The 18,086-nt window shown below is 73.5% G+C and carries 22 protein-coding genes; 13 read left to right on the top strand and 9 right to left on the bottom strand.

Going from position 1 to position 18,086, the window contains the following annotated elements; all coding sequences use genetic code 11:
• The first annotated feature begins 139 nt into the window (after positions 1 to 139).
• The 3 genes from ABUL08_RS15765 to ABUL08_RS15755 all read left to right on the top strand — a co-directional run bounded on the left by ABUL08_RS15765 (position 140) and on the right by ABUL08_RS15755 (position 3,333).
• On the top strand, positions 140 to 1,357 hold the full coding sequence (locus ABUL08_RS15765; RefSeq protein ID WP_350930672.1) for a S8 family peptidase: 1,218 nt from the start codon (positions 140 to 142) through the stop codon (positions 1,355 to 1,357).
• A gap of 145 nt (positions 1,358 to 1,502) precedes the next feature.
• Positions 1,503 to 2,078, top strand: coding sequence for an HhH-GPD-type base excision DNA repair protein (locus ABUL08_RS15760; RefSeq protein WP_350930671.1), 576 nt, complete (start codon positions 1,503 to 1,505; stop codon positions 2,076 to 2,078).
• A gap of 25 nt (positions 2,079 to 2,103) precedes the next feature.
• A complete protein-coding gene (locus tag ABUL08_RS15755; RefSeq protein ID WP_350930670.1) occupies positions 2,104 to 3,333 on the top strand; it encodes a low temperature requirement protein A in 1,230 nt (409 codons plus the stop codon).
• Positions 3,334 to 3,336: 3 nt separating this feature from the next.
• Here the strand turns inward: ABUL08_RS15755 and ABUL08_RS15750 are convergent, their stop codons facing one another.
• Together ABUL08_RS15750 and ABUL08_RS15745 are read right to left on the bottom strand one after the other, a co-directional pair.
• A complete protein-coding gene (locus tag ABUL08_RS15750) occupies positions 3,337 to 3,645 on the bottom strand; it encodes a hypothetical protein (RefSeq protein WP_350930669.1) in 309 nt (102 codons plus the stop codon).
• A gap of 13 nt (positions 3,646 to 3,658) precedes the next feature.
• A complete protein-coding gene (locus ABUL08_RS15745; RefSeq protein ID WP_350930668.1) occupies positions 3,659 to 3,946 on the bottom strand; it encodes a hypothetical protein in 288 nt (95 codons plus the stop codon).
• A 107-nt stretch (positions 3,947 to 4,053) separates the two neighbouring features.
• Here ABUL08_RS15745 and ABUL08_RS15740 point away from each other — a divergent pair, with 107 nt between their 5' ends.
• Complete coding sequence (locus tag ABUL08_RS15740; protein WP_350938644.1) at positions 4,054 to 4,410, top strand: DUF3099 domain-containing protein; 357 nt, start codon at positions 4,054 to 4,056, stop codon at positions 4,408 to 4,410.
• Here ABUL08_RS15740 and ABUL08_RS15735 read toward each other — a convergent pair.
• On the bottom strand, positions 4,407 to 5,282 hold the full coding sequence (locus ABUL08_RS15735) for a helix-turn-helix transcriptional regulator (protein WP_350930667.1): 876 nt from the start codon (positions 5,280 to 5,282) through the stop codon (positions 4,407 to 4,409). The genes ABUL08_RS15740 and ABUL08_RS15735 overlap by 4 nt on opposite strands.
• Here ABUL08_RS15735 and ABUL08_RS15730 point away from each other — a divergent pair.
• Positions 5,169 to 5,591, top strand: a complete 423-nt coding sequence (locus tag ABUL08_RS15730; RefSeq protein ID WP_350930666.1) for a VOC family protein — start codon at positions 5,169 to 5,171, stop codon at positions 5,589 to 5,591. The genes ABUL08_RS15735 and ABUL08_RS15730 overlap by 114 nt on opposite strands.
• Positions 5,592 to 5,658: 67 nt before the next feature.
• Here ABUL08_RS15730 and ABUL08_RS15725 read toward each other — a convergent pair whose 3' ends face one another.
• Positions 5,659 to 6,558, bottom strand: coding sequence for a carbohydrate kinase family protein (locus ABUL08_RS15725; protein WP_350930665.1), 900 nt, complete (start codon positions 6,556 to 6,558; stop codon positions 5,659 to 5,661).
• Entirely contained in the window at positions 6,555 to 7,490 is a 936-nt protein-coding gene (locus ABUL08_RS15720; RefSeq protein ID WP_350930664.1) for a pseudouridine-5'-phosphate glycosidase, read from the bottom strand. The genes ABUL08_RS15725 and ABUL08_RS15720 overlap by 4 nt, the downstream gene beginning before the upstream one ends.
• An 87-nt stretch (positions 7,491 to 7,577) precedes the next feature.
• Between ABUL08_RS15720 and ABUL08_RS15715 the strand changes: the two genes are divergently transcribed.
• From ABUL08_RS15715 to ABUL08_RS15705, 3 genes are all read left to right on the top strand, one after another.
• The gene (locus ABUL08_RS15715; RefSeq protein WP_210834337.1) at positions 7,578 to 7,796 is read left to right on the top strand and encodes a DUF3039 domain-containing protein; all 219 of its coding nucleotides are present in this window, start codon (positions 7,578 to 7,580) and stop codon (positions 7,794 to 7,796) included.
• A 40-nt stretch (positions 7,797 to 7,836) separates the two neighbouring features.
• The gene (locus tag ABUL08_RS15710) at positions 7,837 to 8,487 is read left to right on the top strand and encodes a trimeric intracellular cation channel family protein (RefSeq protein WP_350930663.1); all 651 of its coding nucleotides are present in this window, start codon (positions 7,837 to 7,839) and stop codon (positions 8,485 to 8,487) included.
• 229 nt (positions 8,488 to 8,716) lie between these two features.
• Entirely contained in the window at positions 8,717 to 10,450 is a 1,734-nt protein-coding gene (locus tag ABUL08_RS15705) for a DEAD/DEAH box helicase (RefSeq protein WP_350930662.1), read from the top strand.
• Positions 10,451 to 10,624: 174 nt separating this feature from the next.
• Here ABUL08_RS15705 and ABUL08_RS15700 read toward each other — a convergent pair whose 3' ends face one another.
• Positions 10,625 to 10,858 (bottom strand): DUF7455 domain-containing protein, encoded by a 234-nt coding sequence (locus ABUL08_RS15700; protein WP_242797965.1) that lies wholly within the window; start codon positions 10,856 to 10,858, stop codon positions 10,625 to 10,627.
• A 247-nt stretch (positions 10,859 to 11,105) separates the two neighbouring features.
• Positions 11,106 to 12,704 (bottom strand): RNA polymerase sigma factor, encoded by a 1,599-nt coding sequence (locus ABUL08_RS15695; RefSeq protein WP_350930661.1) that lies wholly within the window; start codon positions 12,702 to 12,704, stop codon positions 11,106 to 11,108.
• A gap of 286 nt (positions 12,705 to 12,990) precedes the next feature.
• On the opposite strand from ABUL08_RS15695, the gene ABUL08_RS15690 reads away from it, so the two are divergent.
• A complete protein-coding gene (locus ABUL08_RS15690; RefSeq protein WP_350930660.1) occupies positions 12,991 to 13,812 on the top strand; it encodes an inositol monophosphatase family protein in 822 nt (273 codons plus the stop codon).
• A 61-nt stretch (positions 13,813 to 13,873) separates the two neighbouring features.
• On the opposite strand, the gene ABUL08_RS15685 is transcribed toward ABUL08_RS15690, so the two are convergent.
• On the bottom strand, positions 13,874 to 14,392 hold the full coding sequence (locus ABUL08_RS15685) for a LytR C-terminal domain-containing protein (RefSeq protein ID WP_350938642.1): 519 nt from the start codon (positions 14,390 to 14,392) through the stop codon (positions 13,874 to 13,876).
• 437 nt (positions 14,393 to 14,829) lie between these two features.
• Between ABUL08_RS15685 and ABUL08_RS15680 the strand changes: the two genes are divergently transcribed.
• Positions 14,830 to 15,126 carry a DUF4193 domain-containing protein gene (locus ABUL08_RS15680; RefSeq protein WP_007075406.1) on the top strand — a complete coding sequence of 99 codons (297 nt, stop codon included), beginning with the start codon at positions 14,830 to 14,832 and terminating at the stop codon, positions 15,124 to 15,126.
• Positions 15,127 to 15,253: 127 nt separating this feature from the next.
• Positions 15,254 to 16,123: a hypothetical protein gene (locus ABUL08_RS15675; RefSeq protein WP_350930659.1), complete on the top strand. Its 870-nt coding sequence runs from the start codon at positions 15,254 to 15,256 to the stop codon at positions 16,121 to 16,123.
• 13 nt (positions 16,124 to 16,136) lie between these two features.
• Here the strand turns inward: ABUL08_RS15675 and ABUL08_RS15670 are convergent, their stop codons facing one another.
• Complete coding sequence (locus tag ABUL08_RS15670) at positions 16,137 to 16,631, bottom strand: DUF3093 domain-containing protein (RefSeq protein WP_350930658.1); 495 nt, start codon at positions 16,629 to 16,631, stop codon at positions 16,137 to 16,139.
• 85 nt (positions 16,632 to 16,716) lie between these two features.
• Between ABUL08_RS15670 and dut the strand changes: the two genes are divergently transcribed.
• Together dut and ABUL08_RS15660 are read left to right on the top strand one after the other, a co-directional pair.
• Positions 16,717 to 17,280 (top strand): dUTP diphosphatase, encoded by a 564-nt coding sequence (gene dut, locus ABUL08_RS15665; RefSeq protein ID WP_350930657.1) that lies wholly within the window; start codon positions 16,717 to 16,719, stop codon positions 17,278 to 17,280.
• Positions 17,281 to 17,305: 25 nt separating this feature from the next.
• On the top strand, positions 17,306 to 17,974 hold the full coding sequence (locus tag ABUL08_RS15660; protein WP_350930656.1) for a DUF3710 domain-containing protein: 669 nt from the start codon (positions 17,306 to 17,308) through the stop codon (positions 17,972 to 17,974).
• Positions 17,975 to 18,086: the final 112 nt, after the last annotated feature.

Here is an 18,086-nt window from a genome sequence, read left to right as displayed (position 1 = left end):
ATACCGCGAGCTGCATTCATCGGCCGTTATCTCTTTAACGTTCATCGATGTGTGACTAACATCTCGGGCAACATCCGTCGATGGGGATCGCCCGGTGGGCACCGCCGGAGCCCGGGCGCACCCGGTAGGGAGTCAGACGATGTCCGACGTGTCCGTCCCCCGGCGTCGCGTGCTGCGCGCGCTCGCCGTCACGGCCGCCGCCGCGGCCCTCACCGCCGCCGCCACCCCCGCCCTCGCCGCGCCGACCGGTCAGATCCGCAACGCCGGGGCCCCGGACGCGATCAGCGGCAGCTACCTCGTCGTGCTCAAGGGCGACGCCGTCGGCGCCGCCAACAGCCTCGCTGCCCGCACCGCCGTCCCGGCCCGCGCCGCCACCCTCAGCAAGCGGTACGGCGGGGCCGTCGGCGACGTGTGGAGCGCCGCGCTGACCGGTTACAGCGCGAAGATGAGCGTCGGCCAGGCACGCCGCCTCGCCGCCGACCCGGCCGTCGCGTACGTCGAGCAGGACCGGGTGGTCACCGCCCAGGGCACCCAGACCGGGGCGACCTGGGGGCTGGACCGGATCGACCAGCGCAGCCTGCCGCTCAACGGCTCCTACACCTACCCGAACACCGCCACCAACGTGCGGGCGTACATCATCGACACCGGGATCCGGATCACCCACAGCGACTTCGGCGGCCGGGCCAGTTGGGGCACCAACACGGTGGATACCAACAACACCGACTGCAACGGCCACGGCACGCACGTCGCCGGCACCGTCGGCGGCGCGAAGTACGGCGTCGCCAAGGGCGTCCGGCTGATCGCGGTGAAGGTGCTCAACTGCTCCGGCAGCGGCAGCACCTCCGGCGTGGTCAGCGGCGTCAACTGGGTCACCTCGAACGCGGTCAAGCCGGCGGTGGCCAACATGAGCCTCGGCGGTGGCGCCAGCACCACCCTGGACAACGCGGTGGCCAGCTCGATCAGCTCCGGCGTCACGTACGGCATCGCGGGCGGCAACTCGGGAGCCAACGCCTGCAACTACTCGCCGGCCCGGGTCGCCTCGGCCATCACCGTCGGCGCCACCACCAGCAGCGACGCCCGTGCCTCGTACTCGAACTACGGCTCCTGCCTGGACATCTTCGCCCCCGGCTCGTCGATCACGTCGGACTGGAACAGCAGCGACACCGGCACCAACACGATCAGCGGCACCTCGATGGCCACCCCGCACGTGGTCGGCACGGCGGCCCTCGTGCTCGGCGCCAACCCCGGCTACACCCCGGCGCAGGTGGCCAGCTACCTCACCACCAACGCCACCACCGGCAAGGTGACCAGCCCGGGCAGCGGCTCGCCGAACCGGCTGCTCTTCGTCGTCAACTGACCGCCTCGACCGGCGCGCTCGCCCCGCCCGGTCCCGGCACCACCCGGAGCGCATCCGGCCCGGCGGACACCACCCCTGTCCGCCGGGCCGGATGCCGTCGGGGAGTCGACCCGGCCGACGGCGTACGACGCGGCAGGATGGGGGCATGACGCTGTCTCTGCCCATCGACCCGGCAGCCAACGAACTGCTCGCCCGCAGTCCGCTCGCACTGCTGCTCGGGATGGTCCTCGACCAGCAGGTGCCGATGGAGAAGGCGTTCTCCTCGCCGTACGTGCTGGCCACCCGGCTCGGTCACGAGCCGGACGCCCGGGAACTGGCCGGGTACGACCCGGAGGCCCTGGTCGCCCTCTTCGCCGGGCCGCCCGCCCTGCACCGGTTCCCCAAGGCGATGGCGGCCCGGGTGCAGGAGGTCTGCCAGGTCCTCGTCGACCGGTACGACGGCGACCCGGCCCGGCTCTGGTCCGAGGCGGCCGACGGGCCGGAGCTGCTGCGTCGGGTCGCCGAGCTGCCCGGCTTCGGGAAGCAGAAGGCGCAGATCTTCGTGGCCCTGCTCGGCAAGCGGTTCGGGGTGACCCCGACGGGCTGGCGGGAGGCGGCCGGCGGGTACGGCGACGCGGACGCGTACCGGTCGGTGGCGGACGTCACCGACACGGAGTCGCTGCGCCGGGTGCGGGAGTACAAGCAGCAGACGAAGGCGGCGGCGAAGGCCGCGAAGGGCTGACGCAACCGGCGCGTACCCCCGGTCGTTGTGTTCCGCGACGGCGGCGACGGGCGGGGGACCGGTGGACGAGCGGGGCTCGGCGCTGCTGCGCGGCGGCGTCAGCGCGACCCGGGCGACCTTCCTGGAGCTCTTCTTCGACCTGGCCTTCGTCTTCGCCCTGACCCGGATCTCGCAGCGGCTCATCGACGACGTGTCGACGCACGGGCGCGACCCGTTCCGGGAGTCGGCGCAGACCGTGCTGCTCTTCCTCGCGCTCTGGATGGTCTGGACGGTGGCGGCCTGGGTGACCAGCCGCTACGAGCCGGAACAGGCGGCCATCCAGTTCGTCGTCGTCGCCTCGATGTTCGGCAGCCTGGTGATGGCGGTCGCCGCGCCCCGGGCGTTCAGCGGACGGGCGCTGACCTTCGCGCTGGCGTACGTGGTGATCCAGGTCGGCCGCCCGCTCTTCCTCACCCTGGCCCTGCGCGGCCATCCGCGCCGGTCGGTCACCGCGCGGATCATGGTCTGGGCCGGCTTCGGCGCGGTGCCGTGGCTGGTCGGCGCCCTGGTGCCGACGGCGCAGGAGGTGCTCTGGACGCTCGCCCTCGCCTGGGACTACGTCGGGCTGGCGCTCGGCTGGCCGCTGCCGGGCCGGGGGGCGGCGCGGGCCTCCGGCTGGGCCGTCGCGGGCGAGCACCTGGCCGAGCGCTACCAGCAGTTCTTCCTGATCTCGCTGGGCGAGACGATCCTGATCATCGGGCTGACCTTCAGCGGCGCCGCGTACTCCGCCGACCGGGCGCTCGCCTTCACGCTGTCGTTCCTCACCACGGTGCTGCTGTGGCGGATCTACTTCCACCGGGCCGGGCACGTGCTGGCGGACGCCATCCGGGAGGCCCGCCGGCCGGGGGTGCTGGGCGAGTCGGCGAGCTGGACGCACCTGCTGATCGTGGTCGGGGTGCTGCTCACCGGCGTCGGCTACGAGCTGGTCATCGTCCACCCGTACGGGGGTGCGGCGCCGGGGTGGCCGGTCTTCGTGACCGGCGGGCCGGCGCTCTTCCTGGCCGCCCGGGCCCGCTTCGAGTACGAGATCTTCGGGCGGGTGTCGCGGACCCGGGTCGTCGGGGTGGTGGTGCTGCTGGCGCTGGCCCCGCTGGGGCGTCTGCTGTCGCCGGTCACCGTGCTGGGGCTCAGCGCGCTGGTGCTGGCCGGGATCGCGGCCGGCGACGCGTGGCGGGCGCGGGGGCGGCCGGCGGAGGAGCCGGCGTCGCCGCTGTAGGGCTCAGGCGGCGGTGGGGCGGGAGAGCGCGGCCAGCGCCCGGCGGACGTCGGCGAGCGAGACGGTCGCCGAGTCGTCCAGCTCGGCCAGGCCGGCCTCGATCCACTGGCGCATCAGGGTGGTCACGCCGATCCCCCGGGCGTCGGCGGCGGCCCGGACCCGCTCGTACGTCTCCAGGGGGAGGCGTACCGAGCGGCTGACCATCGGCACGTCGGTGTCGGGGGTGGGCAGCTCCACCGGCTGACTCTCGTCGATCAGGTCGGCGAGCGCGCCGTCGTCGTGGAACCGCTTGGTCGCCTCGTTCCGGTTCATCGTGACCGCCTCCTCATCGGCGAGATCTCCGTACGGCCTCGTCGTAGCGCTTCGCCTCGACGTCGCTCAGCTCGCGGGCGGAGAGGACGTCCCAGTCGTGGTCGGCGCCGTCGGCCTCGGCGAGCAGCACGGCGAGTCGTCGTCCCCGGTGGGAGACCGCGTAGACGACCATCACGTCGTCGCCGAGGTGCCGGATGACCCGCCGCGTGCTGTGCAGGGCCTCCCAGACCTCCCCGGGCGTGACGTCGTAGACCCGCAGGTTGGCCAACGCCTCGTCGGTGAAGCTGTACCGGCTGCCCACGAGCGGAGCGTACCACGCGCGTAACACGCACCCGGGATGAGTCGATTTTCGCTGATCAACGCCCGGGAGTGACAGGATGGGTCGTAATCCCCTCGAGGAGGTCCGTGGTGAAGCGTCAGGCGTACCAGCCGATCCTGATCACCGACGCCTCGCGCAGCCAGGACGACCAGCTCACCAGCCGGCAGAAGCGTTACGTGCTGATGATGGGCGTCCGGGTCGCCTGCCTGGTGGCCGGTGCGATCCTGGTCGGCGTGAAGGCCCCCCTGCTCTGGCTCTGGCTGCCGCTGTGCGGCCTGGGCATGGTGCTCATCCCCTGGCTGGCGGTGCTGCTGGCCAACGACCGCCCGCCGAAGGAGGAGCACCGGCTCGCCCACCGGTTCCAGGCTCGGGCGCGCGACGAGGCCCCGCCGATGAGCCTCACCACCGAGGAACGCCCCCACAAGATCATCGACGTCGAGCCCTAAGCGGGGACGCCGGACAGCAGCGCCAGCCGGAACCGGGTCTCGTCCGCGCTCTCCGGCGCCGCCGTCAGGACGACGATCTTCCGTTCGGCGTCGCCGTCGGTGATCACGTCGCAGTCCACCGCGATCGGGCCGACCGCAGGGTGTTGGACGATCTTGTGGTCCTCGCGGTGGGCGCCGACCGCGCCGGCGGCCCACAGCTCCGCGAAGCGTGCGTTGCCCGTGGTGAGGAGCCGGATCAGGCCGGTCAGTCGGGGGCTCTCCGGGAAGCGTCCGGTCGCCCGGCGCAGGTCGGACACGACGGCCGACTCGACCGTGTCCTGGGCGAGCGAGGTCACCGGCCAGTGCGACAGGCGGGGTCCCGCGTCGTCGACCGGAAAAGTGTCGCGAGCGAAGTTGCGCAGCGGCGGCGGTGTCGACGACGGGTCCCCCAACAGTGCCGCCCAACCACGGTTCCACCAGATCAGCTGCCAGTCCGCCGCGAAGACCGCGGTGGCGGTGTCGTCCAGCCGGTTGAGGAGGCGCTGGAGACCGGGCGGGAGATGGTCGGAGGGCTCCGCGTGGGACGGCGCGGCGAGACCGGCCAGCCGGTGGAGATGGTCCCGTTCCGAGTCGGTGAGCTGCAGGGCGCGGGCGAGCGCGGCGACGACCTGCGCCGACGGGGTGGTGGAGCGCCCCTGCTCCAGGCGGACGACGTAGTCGACCGAGACCCCGGCGAGTTCCGCGAGTTCCTCCCGGCGCAGGCCCTTCGCCCGGCGTGCGTGTCGACTCGGCAATCCCGCTGCCGCGGGAGACAGGCGGTCGCGCCAGGCGCGCAGGGTCGCACCCAGCGTCGTCCCGTCGGCGGTCATACCGACCAGCGGTTCGAGTCCCACGGCACGACGTTCGTCTACCTCGTCAACGGCCCTGTCAAGATCGAGCTCCTGGCCGGCGCAGCGGATCGTCAGGCACCGACCCGGGACGCCCTGACGAGCATGGACCCGGCGCGACTGCACCACTTCTGCCTCGCCGTCGACGATCTCGACGCGACCGTCGCCCGGCTGCGCGACCTCGACGTGCCGCTGATCGGCGGCCCCATGCAGGTGGCGGCGATCGGTCAGCGCATCGCGTTCGTCACCGACAACCTCGGCACCATCATCGAGCTTGCCGAGCCCGGCACCCGGCGCGCTGCTCGCCGGAACTGATCACCCGGGCGCCTCGGGCCGGCGCGCCGCCGACCCGGGGCGCCCGTCGGGGGCACACCGGGTGTCGTCAGGGAGCCGGGCGGGCGCCGACGGTGGAGACGGCCAGCGCGCCGAGGTCGCCGGCCCGGGCCAGCGCGGCCTCCGGCGCGGCACCGGCCAGCCAGGCGGTGAGCAGTCCGGCGGCGAACGCGTCACCGGCGCCGGTGACGTCGGCCACGGGCACCCGCCGGGCGGGCGAGCCGACGACCGGGCCGCCCCGGTCCACCCAGATCGCCCCGGCCGCGCCGCGCTTCACCACCACCCGATGGGCCGTCGCCGACAGCGCCCGGGCCTGCGCCGCCGGGTCCAGGCCGCCGGCCAGCACCGTCGCCTCGTCCGCGTTGACCAGCAGCAGGTCGACGTCGCGTACCCAGGTCAGGAAGGCCGCGGCGCCGACCCGGCGCAGCGGCGCCGCGGAGGCCGCGTCGACGCTGGTGGTCAGCCCGCGCTCGCGGGCGGCGGCGAGCGCCCGCAGTCCCGCGCCGCGCGACGCGGCGTCCAGCAGGGTGTACGCGGACAGGTGCAGGTGCCCGGCGTCGGGCGCGGCGGTCAGCGCGCGGTCGACGTGCCCGGCGGTCAGCCGCAGGTTCGCCCCGCGCTGGCTGACCATGGTCCGCTCCCCGTCGTGGGTGAGCACCACGACCGTGCCGGTCGGATAGCCCTCGTGCCGGCCGACCGCGCAGTCCACCCCGGCCCGGGTCAGCTCGGCCACCCGGTCGCGCCCCGCCTCGTCGTCGCCGACCGCGCCCACCAGGGTCACCGGCACCGCCTGCGCGGCGATCCAGGCCGCCGTGTTGGCCGCCTGCCCACCGCCGCTGAAGCGGATCTCGGCGGCGGTGTCCGACCCGGTGGCGAGGGGCCCGGCGAGCACCGCGACCACGTCGGTGATCACGTCGCCGACGACGACGATCCGCGCCCCCGCGCTCATGCCACGGCGTCGGTACGACGAGCCGCCGAGGCGACCGCGATCCGGGCGGCGAGGTCGGCGTTGCGCAGGATGATCCGGACGTTCACCGCGAGGCTGGCGCCCTCGGTGGCGGCGTGGAAGTGGGCCAGCAGGAACGGCGTCACCGCCTTGCCGGTCACCCCGTCGCGGGCCAGCAGGGCCAGGCCCTCGGTGAGGGTGCGGTCGTGCAGCGCCGGGTCGAGCTGCTCGTCGACCGGCAGCGGGTTGGCCACGATCAGCCCGCCGTGGTGCACGGCCTGCGCGTCCCGGGCGGCCAGCACGTCGGCCACCTGCTCCGGCGAGTCCACCGACCAGTCCAGGTCGAAGCCGGCGTCGGTGAGATAGAAGCCGGGGAAGCGGCGGGTGCGGTAGCCGACCACCCCGACGCCGAGGGTCTCCAACCGCTCCAGGGTGGCGCCCACGTCGAGGATCGACTTCACCCCGGCGCAGACCACCGCGATCGGGGTCCGCGCCAGGGTGACCAGGTCGGCGGACTCGTCGAAGGTCTGCGCCGCCTCCCGGTGCACCCCGCCCAGGCCGCCGGTGGCGAAGACGCCGATCCCGGCGGCGGCGGCCACCGCGCTGGTCGCGGCCACGGTGGTGGCGCCGTCCGCGCCGGTGGCGGCGGCCACGGCGAGATCGCGTACGGAGAGCTTGCTGACCCCGTCGACGGTGGCGAGCCGGGTCAGCTGCGCGTCGTCCAGGCCCACCACCAGCTCGCCGCCGACCATGCCGATCGTGGCCGGCACCGCGCCGGCGTCCCGGACGGCCTGCTCGATCTGCCGGGCGACCAGCAGGTTGTCGGGTCGGGGGAGCCCGTGCGAGACGATGGTGCTCTCCAGGGCGACGACCGGTCGCCCGTCACGCAGGGCCGCGGCCACCTCGGTGCCGTAACGGATGTGAAAGTTGGTCACTTCCGTTACGTTACGGCCCGCTCCCGGTCCGGGCCCAGGTGGACCGGGCCGGACGGACCTGCAAAACTGGACCGTTGGAGGTGCGACGTGAGCACAGAGGTTCTCGAGCGTCCCGAGCTGAAGGACGCCGACACCGGCCCGGAGATGTTCCACTACGTCCGCAAGGAGAAGATCGCGGAGAGTGCCGTCATGGGCACGTACGTGGTGGCGCTCTGCGGCGAGACGTTCCCGGTGACCAAGGCCGCCAAGCCCGGATCACCGGTCTGCCCCAAGTGCAAGGAGATCTACGACTCCTGGGGGGAGTGATCCGGGGCGGTCGCCTCAGCGGCCCACGTAACCTGCGGCGGTGACCACCTCCACCGCCCTGCTCCTCGCCGACCTCACCGGGGTGGCCGTCTTCGCCGCCTCCGGCGCGTCCGCGGCGGTGGCGAAGCGGCTGGACCTCTTCGGGGTCGTCTTCGTCGGCGTCGTCGCGGCGCTCGGTGGGGGGATCTTCCGCGACCTGGCGATCGACGAGGTGCCGCCGCTGGCCTTCGCCGACTGGCGCTACGCGGTGACCGCGGCGGTCACCGCCGCCGCCGTCTTCCGGCTGCACCCCCAGCTCGCCCGGCTGCGCACCACCGTCCTGGTGCTGGACGCCGCCGGTCTCGGGCTGTTCACCGTCACCGGCACCCTCAAGGCCCTCGACGCCCACGTGCCGGCGGTCGGCGCCTGCATGATCGGGATGATCACCGCGATCGGCGGCGGGCTCGGCCGGGACCTGCTCACCGGCGAGATACCGGTGGTGCTGCGCCGGGAGATCTACGCGGTGGCGGCCCTCGCCGGGTCGATCGTGGTGGCCCTGCTCTCCACCTACGGGGAGGCCACCACGGGCCCGCTCACCGGGGCGGTCGTCTTCGTCTTCGCGCTGCGCCTGATCTCGCTGCGGCGGCGCTGGTCCGCCCCGGTGCCGACGATGCGCCCCCCGCGCACCGGCACCCGCGGCCCGCAGGGCTGATCCGCCGGGCACCGGCACCCGTCGCGGCGGTGCCGCACCCGGCACCCGGGCGACCGGCCCGGGGTGCCCCGATGTGACCAGCGTGGCGTCGGCTGGGGCGAACCGCCCCCGCTGGTTATGCTGAGTCGGCCTTCGCGGCATCTTCTGCGCGGAGGCGTTTTCATGGGCGGCGGTACCCGTGGCCCTCGGCCGGGGTCCGCCATGGTGCGGTCGGAGAGGAGCCTTCGCGGTGGCAGCCCGGACGCCGGTGCTCGAGACGTTCCCGCCCCTGCGGGCCTGGCAGCGCAAGGCGATGGTGGAATACCTGCGCCGACGCAGCGAGGACTTCACCGCGGTCGCCACGCCCGGCGCGGGAAAGACCACCTTCGCCCTGCGGATCGCCGCCGAGCTGCTCGCCGACGGCACCGTCGAGGCGGTCACCGTGGTCGCCCCGACCGAGCACCTGAAGACCCAGTGGGCGCAGGCCGCGGCCCGGGTCGGGATCCAGCTCGACGCCGCGTTCCGCAACGCCGACCTGCACTCCTCGGCCGACTTCCACGGCGCGGTCGTCACGTACGCCCAGGTCGGCATGGCGCCGCAGGTCCACCGCCGACGCACCATGACCCGGCGCACCCTGGTCATCCTCGACGAGATCCACCACGCCGGCGACTCCCGCTCCTGGGGTGACGGGGTCAAGAACGCCTTCGAGCCCGCCGTACGCCGGCTGATGCTCACCGGTACGCCGTTCCGCTCCGACGACAACCCGATCCCCTTCGTCAGCTACGAGCGGGGCGGTGACGGGTTGCTCCGGTCCCGCGCCGACTCGGTCTACGGCTACTCCGACGCGCTGCGCGACGGCGTGGTCCGGCCGGTGCTCTTCCTGGCGTACTCGGGGGAGACCCGGTGGCGCACCAACGCGGGCGAGGAGCTGGCCGCCCGGCTTGGCGAGCCGATGACCCAGGACCTCGTCGCCCAGGCCTGGCGGACCGCGCTGGACCCGGCCGGGGACTGGATGCCGCAGGTGCTGCGGGCCGCCGACGCCCGGCTGACCGTGCTGCGCAACGCCGGCATGGCCGACGCGGGCGGCCTGATCATCGCCAGCGACCAGCAGACCGCCCGCTCGTACGCGAAGCTGATCGAGCAGGTGACCGGCGAGAAGGCCGCGGTGGTGCTCTCCGACGACCAGGGCGCCTCCGCGCGGATCGCGACGTTCGCGGCGTCCGAGCAGCGCTGGCTGGTCGCGGTCCGGATGGTCTCCGAGGGCGTCGACATCCCCCGCCTGGCCGTCGGCGTCTATGCGACCAGCGCCAGCACCCCGCTCTATTTCGCGCAGGCGATCGGCCGGTTCGTCCGGGCCCGCCGCTCCGGCGAGACCGCCTCGGTCTTCCTGCCCAGCGTGCCGCACCTGCTCGGGCTGGCCAGCGAGATGGAGGCCGAGCGGGACCACGTGCTCGGCAAGCCGAAGGAGAAAGAGGGCTTCGACGACGACCTGCTGGAGCGGGCCCAGCGGGACGATCAGGCCAGCGGTGAGCTGGAGAAGCGCTTCGCGGCGCTCTCCGCCACGGCCGAGCTGGACCAGGTGATCTTCGACGGCACCTCGTTCGGCACCGCCGCCCAGTCGGGCACCCCCGAGGAGGAGGAATACCTCGGCCTGCCCGGTCTGCTCACCGCCGACCAGGTCTCGATGCTGCTCACCAAGCGGCAGGCCGAGCAACTCGCCGCCCAGCGTCGCCGGGCGGCCGTCCGGACCGCTGAGCCGGCCGCTGACGCCCCGGCGGCGCCGGTGGCACCGATGAGTGCCGCCCAGCGCCGGGTGGCGCTCCGGCGGCAGCTGAACGCTCTGGTGGCGGCGCGGCACCACCGTACCGGCCAGCCGCACGGCAAGATCCACGCCGAGCTGCGCCGGCTCTGCGGCGGCCCGCCCAGCGCCCAGGCCACCATCGAGCAGCTCGAAGAGCGGATAGCCACCGTCCAGACCCTCTGACCGCCCCGCTCCGGGCCGTCGATCATGAGGTTGGCGGCGGTGTCGATCTCGAAGAGTGCCGCCGACCCCATGATCAACGCCCGAGGTGCGGGGTGTGGGGCGGCTACGGAAAAGCCGACCGGAGGCTCCCTGAGGGGCCTCCGGTCGGCTTTGTCGCGGTTATCTGGGTCGGGTTCAGTTCGCCATCAGATCGGCGCCACGCCAGCTGAACTCCGGGTCCGTCGCGTACTTGACCGTGATCTTCACGAGATCCTCGGCGTACTTGTTCGCGTGGTGCCCACAGAACACCAACTCGCTCCCACCCGAGAGAGTGATCCGGAGCTTGCCGGCAGCATTGCAGCGGTCGCACCGTTCATCGGCGGCTGGGGGAGCCACCGTCTCGGGCGGCGGCGTGAGGGTCGGGGTCATCGCCTTCCTCCTCTGGTCGTCACCGATGAACAATCTCTTCGGTCGTTGCTCACCTATCGTGCAACACCCTTCTCGGGTCCTGCCTTCCCTGTGTGCCCGCGGGGGACCGAGGTCACACATGACGGGAAGACAGTGTGCCGTGCCCCAAGGGTGCCACGTCAACGATCACATACGGGCATCCGACCGATCGCCATCGAGTGTTCTACGGCTGGTGATCAAACCGACACGACCGGTTGACGGGAACCGGTCAGTCCAGGTAGTCGCGGAGCACCTGGGAACGCGAGGGGTGCCGCAACTTGGACATGGTCTTGGACTCGATCTGGCGGATCCGCTCCCGGGTCACCCCGTAGACCTGCCCGATCTCGTCCAGCGTACGCGGCTGGCCGTCGGTCAGGCCGAAGCGCAGGCGTACCACGCCGGCCTCCCGCTCGGAGAGCGTCTGCAGCACCTGCTGGAGCTGGTCCTGCAGCAGCGAGAACGAGACGGCGTCGACCGCGACCACGGCCTCCGAGTCCTCGATGAAGTCACCGAGCTGGCTGTCGCCCTCGTCACCGATGGTCTGGTCGAGCGAGATGGGCTCCCGAGCGTACTGCTGGATCTCCAGCACCTTCTCGGGTGTGATGTCCATCTCCTTGGCCAGCTCCTCCGGGGTGGGCTCGCGGCCCAGGTCCTGGAGCAGCTCGCGCTGGATCCGGCCGAGCTTGTTGATCACCTCGACCATGTGCACCGGGATCCGGATGGTGCGGGCCTGGTCGGCCATGGCGCGGGTGATGGCCTGGCGGATCCACCAGGTGGCGTACGTGGAGAACTTGTAGCCCTTGGTGTAGTCGAACTTCTCGACGGCGCGGATCAGGCCGAGGTTGCCCTCCTGGATCAGGTCGAGGAAGGCCATCCCGCGACCCGTGTACCGCTTGGCCAGCGAGACCACGAGTCGGAGGTTCGCCTCCAGCAGGTGGTTCTTGGCGCGCTCGCCGTCCCGGGAGATCCAGCCGAGGTCACGCACCATCTCGCGGACGAGCTTCTCCTCGCCCTCCTCGGCGGCACGCAGCCGCTCGGCGGCGTAGAGGCCGGCCTCGATCCGCTTGGCCAGCTCGACCTCCTGCTCCGCGTTGAGCAGCGGGACCTTGCCGATCTGCTTCAGGTAGGCCCGGACGGAGTCCGCGGAGGCGGTCAGCTCGGCGTCGCGACGCGCCTGCTTGAGCGCCTCGGACTCCTCGTCGTCCCACTCGAAGTCGTTGTCCGTGGCGGAGGCGGCGGCGTCGGTCTCGGCGGCCTTGGCCAGCTCGACCGGCTCCTCGACCACCACGTCCTCGATCTCGGCGGCCAACTCCTCCGGGTCGATGTCGCCCTCGGCGCCCTCACCCTTGGCCGGCTTCGCCGCGGCGGTCTTCGCCGCCACCGTGGCCTTGGTCGCCCGGGTGCCCTTGGTGGCCTTGGCCGGCACGGCGGCCTTGGCGGCCACCTCGGCGGTGGTGCCGGCGGCCTTGCGGGCGGTCGCCTTGCGCGGCGCGGGGGCCGGGGCCTCATCGGCGGCGGGGGCCTGCTTCGGGGCGGGGGCGGCGGCCTTCTTGGTGGTCTTGGCCGTGGTGGCCCGGGACGCCGGGGTGGCCGAGCGCGCGGCGGCGACCCGACGACGGGTGCTCGCGGAGCCGTCCACCACCACGGTCACTCCCGCCTCCGAGAGCGCGCGGAGGATCTTCTTGGCCTGGGCCGGGGTCACCTCGGCGGACTCGACGGTGCGCGCGAGCTGAGCCGACGTGAGCTGGCCGCCGGCGCTCTGCGCATGGGCGATCAGCGTGTCGGTGAGCGAGCGAACGTCGGCGCCGGTCTGGCGTGGTTCTGTCACGAATGACCTTCCGGAGGCGAAGAGCGAGCACGGCCGGGTCGTCCCGCGCAGCAGGGAACGCCGTGCCGGACGATGTCGTTGAGGGACCCCCGTGTCCCGGGCCGGCCGGTCGCTGGCGGTCCGTGGCGCGTGGGCAGGGTGAATTGTAACGCCGTCTGCGGCGATCATCCTGCGCCGCACGGCGTACCGGCGGCGTGGACCGCCGATTCGGCGCAGATGTGGACTTTGTAAGGATGATACCCGCGCACAGTCGGGAGGTCCCGGACGTGCGGGAAGGGGACGAACCATGAGCCGCTCGACGCCGGCGCCGCAGCACCTGCTGGAGATCGCGATCGAGATCGCCCGGGACGCGGCGGCCACGGCGTACCGGATGCGGGTCGAGGGGGTCCGGGTCGCGGCGACCAAGAGCACGGTCACAGATGTGGTCACCGCCGCGGACCGGGCGGTGGAGCGCCAGGTCCTGGCGGCGCTGGGCGAGCGGCGGCCGGACGACGCGGTCCTCGGCGAGGAGTACGGCCCGGGCCAGGGCGCCCCGGTCGACGCCGGCGGGGTGCGCTGGATCGTCGACCCGATCGACGGCACCGTCAACTACCTGTACGGCCTGCCGTACTGCGCGGTCTCGCTCGCGGCGGAGGTGGACGGGCGGGTGGTGGCCGGGGTGGTCCGCAACATCCACACCGGTGAGGAGTGGACCGCCACCGCCGGCGGCGGGGCCTGGCGGGACGGCGAACGGCTGCGCTGCTCGACCGAGACGGACCTGGGCCAGGCGCTGGTCGGCACCGGCTTCGGCTACGACGCCGGCCGCCGTGGCCACCAGGCCCGGGTGGTCGCCGGACTGATCCCGCACGTCCGGGACATCCGCCGGCTGGGCGCCGCCGCGCTGGACCTCTGCCTGGCCGCGGAGGGGCGGCTCGACGCCTACTACGAGAAGGGCCTGGCCGCCTGGGACCTGGCCGCGGGCGGGCTGGTCGCCGTCGAGGCCGGGCTACGGGTGACCGGGCTGGCGGGCCGGCCGGCCGGACCGGACCTGGTGCTCGCCGCCCCGCCGGCGCTGTACGAGCCGCTGCACACCCGGCTCGCCGCGCTCGACGCCTCCGGCGGCCCCTGACACCGCCGCCGCGTCTTCCGTGGCGGCCGGTGCCGACTCCCGGGTGGGAGCCCCTGACCGGCTACTTGGTGTCGATCGGCATCGGGCAGGTGCCGGCCGGGGCCTCCGGTGAGCCGAGGTCGCCGAGCGACTGGTTGACCTCGGTGGTGGTGGCCAGCTGCTGGAAGCCGTTGCCGAGCACCACGTCGACCGTGTCGTCCTTGCGCTTGATGTCGAACTGCTGGTCGGCCTGGTCGAGGAAGTACGCCCGCAGCAGGTGGGCCGACCCGACGCCCTTGGGGCCGAAGCGCAGCACCGCGACCTTGTCGATCCCCTTGGAGGCGTTGCCCTCCTTCTTGACCTGGAACTTCCGGTTGCGGAAGTCGTCGGCCACGCTGCCCGCGAGCCCCGGCTCGTCGGTCGCGTTGTAGACGTTGATCTTGACGTCCTTCTGCTCCCGGAGCCGCACGTCGGCCAGCGGCCAGCCCTCCGGGCAGCCCTCGGCGGTGCCCACCGCGCTCTGCGTGTCGCGGACCACGGCGACGACGACGAAGACCAGGGCGAGGACCGCCAGCAGACCGACGACAACGAGTGCTCGCACTCGCGCAAAACTCATCTGGGCGCTCCCCGTACTGTGGGTGGGTGGTGGCGGGCGCCGGCGGTCGGGCCGCCCCGCCGGCCGTCGAGTACGCCGCTGAGGTTAACGGGTGTCCGGCTGTCGCGTGGAAACAGTCCGACATACCGGCGCGCCACCGGGGAACCGGGTACTACTACCCCTATCTTCGTGTCGCCTGAGTCACATTGGGAACAACTTGGCGTGCAGGGGCGTACATCTCTGCCGCGAGGGCGGTATACATGCCTCGCCCAAAGGGGGGGTAGGTTCCGCGCTCGCCGGGGGAGGTTCCCCTGGCGGTCACCGGCCCATCCGGTCGTCGGGTCGGGTGACCGACACAAATGGTGGCCGGCCAGCGGAACCGAAACAGCGTCGTCCGGCGTTACAACCGGAAGCGACCATATCGATATGGGAGAGTGAAACCGATGGCCACCGACTACGACGCCCCGCGTCGCGACGAGGTCGACCTCGGCGAGGACAGCCTGGAAGAGCTCAAGGCACGGCGCGTCGACTCACAGTCGGGCGCCGTGGACGTCGACGAGGCCGAGGTGGCCGAGAGCTTCGAGCTGCCCGGCGCCGACCTGGCCGACGAAGAGCTCACGGTCAAGGTGCTACCGATGCAGCAGGACGAGTTCCGGTGCGCCCGCTGCTTCCTGGTCCACCACCGCAGCCAGCTGGCGGTCGAGCGTAACGGCGAGCTGATCTGCCGCGAGTGCGTCTGATCCGGACGCGTGTCACCGGCGGCGGCCTCCTCGACGAGGCCGCCGCTGTTCGAGCCGCCGTGCGCCGGTGGCCGGTTGCTGCTTGACTCGTAGCGAGCGGATTCCACGTCGGCGGGAGGGCGGACGGGTGAGCGAGCGCAGCGAGCGGACCGGTGGACCCGGTGCCGACGGCACGGACGCCCGTCCCGGGCAGGACCCGACGGCGGGCGTCGAGTCGCGCCCGGACGGTGACAGGCGGCCGGCCGACGACGCCGACCAGCTCGGCGCGACCGTCGCCGCGTTGACCGCGGACCACATCGAGCCGGGCCAGCGACGCCAACTGCTCACCCGGCTGGTCGGGCAGGCCCGGGCCCGCGGCGTCGCCGACCTGTTCAAGCCCCGCTCCGCCGTCCGTTGGCTGGTCGACACCGTCGCCGAGGTGGCCCCGCACGTCCCGGTGCGGGACCTGGCCACGCTGCGCCGACACTTTCCCGGCCTGGACGACGAGGCGATCGCCGAGCGGCTTATCCGCAACGCCGCCCGCGCCACCGCCGGTATCGGCGCCGCCGGCGGCGGGGTCGCCGCGGTCGAGTGGACCGTCGCCCCCACCCTGCTCTCCGCGCCCGTGCTGCTGGCCGCCGAGACGGTGGCCGTGGTGGCGGTCGAGTTGAAGCTCATCGGCGAGCTGCACGAGGTGCACCGGGTGCCGTTGCCCACCGGGGGCACCCAGCGCGCCGTCGCCCTGGTGCAGTCCTGGGCGGGCCAACGGGGCATCAACCCGATGATGCCGGGGGTGGGGGTGAGCGCCGTGCTCGGCACCGCCGCCCGCAAGGAGCTGCGCGACACCCTGCTCAAGCGCTTCGGTCGCAACCTCACCACGCTCGGGCCGTTCCTCACCGGGGCCGCGGTCGCCGGCTACCTCAACCGCCGGGCCACCCGGACCCTGGCCGACCAGCTCCGCAAGGACCTGCGGCGTACCGGGCGGGACCTGCCGGGGTCACGCCGCGCGGTGCGCTGACCCGGCCGGCGGGTCAGCCGGCGTCGCGGGCCGCGAGGAGCGCGGCGGCCAGCTCGACCGGGTGCCGGGAGCTGACCACCCAGAACGGCGTCGGGTCGGCCGGGTCGTCCAGCACCACCTGGACCGCGCCGCCGATCCACGGCCGCTGCACCACGAAGGCGAGCGGGTCCGCGCCGACCCCGAGCACCTCACGCCGCCCGGCCGCGTCGAGCGGGACCACGTCGGCGACGTGTCGCACCGGGAGGCGGGCGTCGTCCACCCGCAGCTCGCCGTCGGCGACGGCGACCCGGATCCGGCCCAGCCAGGCCAGCGCGGCCACGGTCGCCGGGAGCAGCAGCACGAAGGGCAGCCAGGCGCGCGGCCCGGTCGCGCCGAGCCACAGCTCGGCGCCGAGCAGCCCGGCGACCGCCAGCCCGCCCAGCCACCACCACCAGGGGACGGTGAGCCGCTCCGCGTACGCCCCGGGGGCCACCGTGGGGGCGGGGGTCGGGGACGGCGACTGGCTCACACTCCGAGGGTACGGCGCACGATCGGCCGGTCAACGGGCAGGATGGCAGGGTCACCCCGCGAGGACCGGACGGAAGAGGAAGAGCGTGACGAACGTCGTACCCGTGCCCGTACGCCGGCTCGATCCGGAGCTGCCGCTGCCGGCGTACGCCCATCCCGGCGACGCCGGTGCGGACCTGGTGGCCGCCGCGGACGTCGAGCTGCCCCCGGGCGGGCGGGCCCTGGTCCCCACCGGCGTGGCGATCGCCCTCCCCGAGGGGTACGTGGGCCTGGTGCACCCCCGCTCCGGCCTGGCGGCCAGGCTCGGCGTGACGGTGCTCAACGCGCCCGGTACGGTCGACGCCGGCTACCGGGGTGAGATCCTGGTCAACCTGATCAACCATGATCGGGAGGTACCGGCGAAGATCAGCCGAGGCGATCGGATCGCGCAGCTCGTCGTCCAACGGGTCGAGCGGGCCGATTTCCAGCCGGTGGCCGAGCTGCCCGCCTCCCGGCGGGGCGCCGGTGGGCACGGATCGACCGGCGGACACGCCGGGCTGGTCCCGTCCCCCGGCACCACGCCGGACGGACGGCGGGAAGGGTCGGCCGCGCCGGCCGGGCGGCAATCGCCGGACCGGGCGGACGGCCGGACGGAAGAGGTGGCAGGGTGAGTGCGAACAGCGGAGGGTGGGCGCAGTGATCTTCTCCCGAAAGCGGGCCGAGACCGGTCGGCACGCGCGTGACGAGCGGGCCACGGAGGTCCTGGACTCCCCGGCGGAGTCGGCGCCGTCCCGTGGGCCGTACGACGCCGCCGAGGCGCCGGGCGACGTGCCCCGGCTCGACCTCGGCAGCCTCCAGATCCCGGCGGTGCCGGAGGTCGAGGTGCGTGTCCAGGCGGACCCGCAGGGCGTGATCCAGCAGGTGGTCCTGGTCCACGGCGAGAACGCGCTCCAGCTCGGCGTCTTCGCCGCACCCCGCTCCGAGGGCATCTGGGACGAGGTGCGCGAGGAGATCCGGCAGTCGCTGTTCAACGACGGCGCCGCCGCCCAGGAGGTCGAGGGGGAGTACGGCACCGAGCTGCGCGCCCGGGTGCGGACCCCCGACGGCATCACCGACCTGCGCTTCGTCGGCATCGACGGGCCGCGCTGGATGGTCCGCGGCGTCTACCAGGGCGCCGCCGCGACCGACCCGGCCGCCGCCGGTCCGCTGGCGACCTGCCTCGACGGTCTGGTGGTCGACCGGGGTCAGGAGGCGAAGCCGGTCCGTGAGCCGCTGCCGCTGCGGCTGCCCCGCGAGGTGGCCGACCAGGCCGACCCGGAGCACGCCGACCACGAGCACCCGGCACCCGGCCCGCGCGAGGCCTGAGTTTTCCACCACGTCGGGCCCGGACCCGTCGACGCAGGTCGACGGTGCCGGGCCCGACGTGCGTCCGTCGGTCGTCCCGCTCCGGGGGGCGACGCCGGCTCCGCCCCACGGC

Source organism: Micromonospora sp. CCTCC AA 2012012 (assembly GCF_040499845.1).
Classification (GTDB): domain Bacteria; phylum Actinomycetota; class Actinomycetes; order Mycobacteriales; family Micromonosporaceae; genus Micromonospora; species Micromonospora mangrovi.
This window is presented reverse-complemented; position numbering and strand designations above follow the sequence as displayed.

What these genes read in the sequence shown, in the direction of transcription:
- ABUL08_RS15765 (WP_350930672.1), top strand. Translation starts at nt 140, where the DNA reads ATGTCCGACGTGTCCGTCCCCCGGCGTCGCGTGCTGCGCGCGCTCGCC.
- ABUL08_RS15760 (WP_350930671.1), top strand. Translation starts at nt 1,503, where the DNA reads ATGACGCTGTCTCTGCCCATCGACCCGGCAGCCAACGAACTGCTCGCC.
- ABUL08_RS15750 (WP_350930669.1), bottom strand. Translation starts at nt 3,645, where the DNA reads ATGAACCGGAACGAGGCGACCAAGCGGTTCCACGACGACGGCGCGCTC.
- ABUL08_RS15725 (WP_350930665.1), bottom strand. Translation starts at nt 6,558, where the DNA reads ATGAGCGCGGGGGCGCGGATCGTCGTCGTCGGCGACGTGATCACCGAC.
- ABUL08_RS15700 (WP_242797965.1), bottom strand. Translation starts at nt 10,858, where the DNA reads ATGACCCCGACCCTCACGCCGCCGCCCGAGACGGTGGCTCCCCCAGCC.
- ABUL08_RS15690 (WP_350930660.1), top strand. Translation starts at nt 12,991, where the DNA reads ATGAGCCGCTCGACGCCGGCGCCGCAGCACCTGCTGGAGATCGCGATC.
- ABUL08_RS15680 (WP_007075406.1), top strand. Translation starts at nt 14,830, where the DNA reads ATGGCCACCGACTACGACGCCCCGCGTCGCGACGAGGTCGACCTCGGC.